At 37.3% G+C, this 2,155-nt stretch carries 1 protein-coding gene and 1 pseudogene; both read left to right on the top strand.

Translation table 11 applies throughout. The features are described from left to right. A partial coding sequence (locus tag ACMZ6U_RS10180) for a transposase (protein WP_416108309.1) occupies positions 1 to 327 on the top strand: 327 nt, incomplete at its 5' end. Positions 328 to 854: 527 nt separating this feature from the next. After that, positions 855 to 2,149, top strand: a pseudogene (locus ACMZ6U_RS10175) (transposase). Positions 2,150 to 2,155 lie beyond the last annotated feature (6 nt).

The following is a 2,155-nucleotide window of genomic DNA, read 5'->3' as shown; positions in this document are numbered from 1 at the left end:
GACATTAAAGTCGTTGATGAACTCCTAGAAGGCTGTAAGCAATCTGTAGTTCTTGCCGATTTAGGCTACCTCAGTCAAGAGCTAAAAGATAGGTTAGAACAGAAAGGCTATCACATATGGACACCATTACGTCAAAACATGGTTGGTGCAGAACAACATAATCATTGGCAGTTACTTGTCATGAGAAGAACGATCAAAACTCGCTTTTCTGAACTTTGTGCGCTATTTGATATTGAGCACACGTTGACTAGAAGCATTAGGGGACTACAATTGAGAATCGAACAAATCATATTAGCTTATCATTTGAGATATTTTGAAATCAACTAGCACCACGGGTATTTTACTATAATCCTCTTGAAATGATAGGATTGAGTAAGATAAGCATTAAAAAATGATACTTACCTATCTTTGTTGTTCTATTTCTCTTTTTTTAGAAAATAGAAACAAACTTGACTAGTAGATCCAACAATAACAAAGAAAACAACAACATTTAGTAAAAGTGACCTAGGATGATGATTTTTATCTACTACCCGCTGGTCAGTAAAACGATTAAATAAAGAAAATTGAGTCAGTAAATTAGATAATTCTCGTTGAGGTAAAAAGGCATTTTCAATCACTTAATAACAGAAAACGCTAAATATCTCTAAGATTCGGTAAAAAAGGGTGAAAGTCATATAAAATAGTCTTCAAAAGTCTACACTAGACATTTTGAACCTCAAAACACATAAAAAGGGCTCTATAAGACTGTAGTGGGTAAAATCCTCTACGGAGGTTATAGGACTTTTTGACTGTATGCAAAAAGTCCCACATGACTTATAATGAAAAGCGACGAAACCATCATTAGAAGGTGTCATATGGAACTATTTAAAAATACTACAGATTTAATTGGATTGAAAGATAACAATATCACTATTTCTTTTGTTTTGAAACATCAAACTCATATTGACGTACGAGCTAAACTTGATTATCAAGCCCCTGATTGTCTGTTTTGTCGAGGGAAGATGATCAAATACGATTTTCAAAAAACATCAACCATCCCGATTTTGGATGTTCAAGGTATGCCAACCGTCTTAAAACTAAAGAAACGGCGTTTTCAATGTAAAGACTGTCGTAAGGTTGTCGTCTCTCAAACCTCATTAGTTAAAAGAAACTGCCAAATTTCGCAACCGGTCTGGTCTAAAATTACTCAGCTTCTAACGGAAGCCTTAAGCAATGCCGCTATCGCTAGGCAATGTCATGTCTCGGTAGCGACTGTCCAAAGACAACTGGAAAATTTCCAAATCATGGAGACCTTTGATAAGCTACCTACCGTTCTGTCGTGGGATGAATTGTCAAGAAACAAAGGACAATTAGCCTTAATTGCTAAGGACTTTGAGACCAGGCAAATCGTCACTGTACTTGAGGACAATAAACAAACCACGATTAAGAACTTCTTCTACAAATTCCCCAGAAAAGTTCGTGAGACGGTTGAAGTTGTCACTGTGGACATGTCTGGTAGCTACATTCCCATCATCAAAACCTTCGCTATCTTGTTTTTAGGCTCAGGCTGAAATAATCCACCGGACTATTTCACTCCCAAAGGCACGTATTGTCCTCGATCGCTTCCACATCATCCAACACCTAAGCAGGGCTATGAGGGCTACGAGAATTGCCATCATGAAGAGCTTTAAAACGCAATCACTTCCTTATCGAGCGATGAAGAATCACTGGCGAATCTTACAAAAAGATAGTCGCAAACTATCTCTGGAGACGTTCTATTCAAGGACCTTTAGACAAATCTTAACCCCTCGGGAGATTGTTCAGAAAACCTTACCCTTCTCTGAAGAACTGCGCTATTACTATGAGCTATATCAACTATTGCTCTTTCACTTTCAAGAGAAACAAGCTAGCCACTTTTTTGAAATATAAGAGCTATATTATCAATACCTTAGAACTTCTCTATTTGGATGCTAAGCTAGAAGCAACCAACAAACCCATCAAAGATATCAAACGACAAGCTTTTGGATTCCGGAAGTTCAAAAACTTTAAAACCAAAAGTCTCATCGCTTTGAATACTAAAAGGGTCAGGGGAGTGACCCTTTTAGGTTGTCTCTCGAAAACCGGAAAGAGACAAATAGAGAGAACCAGAACGATTCTCTCTAGATGTTAATTATAA

Origin of the sequence: Streptococcus pluranimalium (assembly GCF_047785745.1) — a bacterium.
Classification (GTDB): domain Bacteria; phylum Bacillota; class Bacilli; order Lactobacillales; family Streptococcaceae; genus Streptococcus; species Streptococcus pluranimalium_B.
This window is presented reverse-complemented; position numbering and strand designations above follow the sequence as displayed.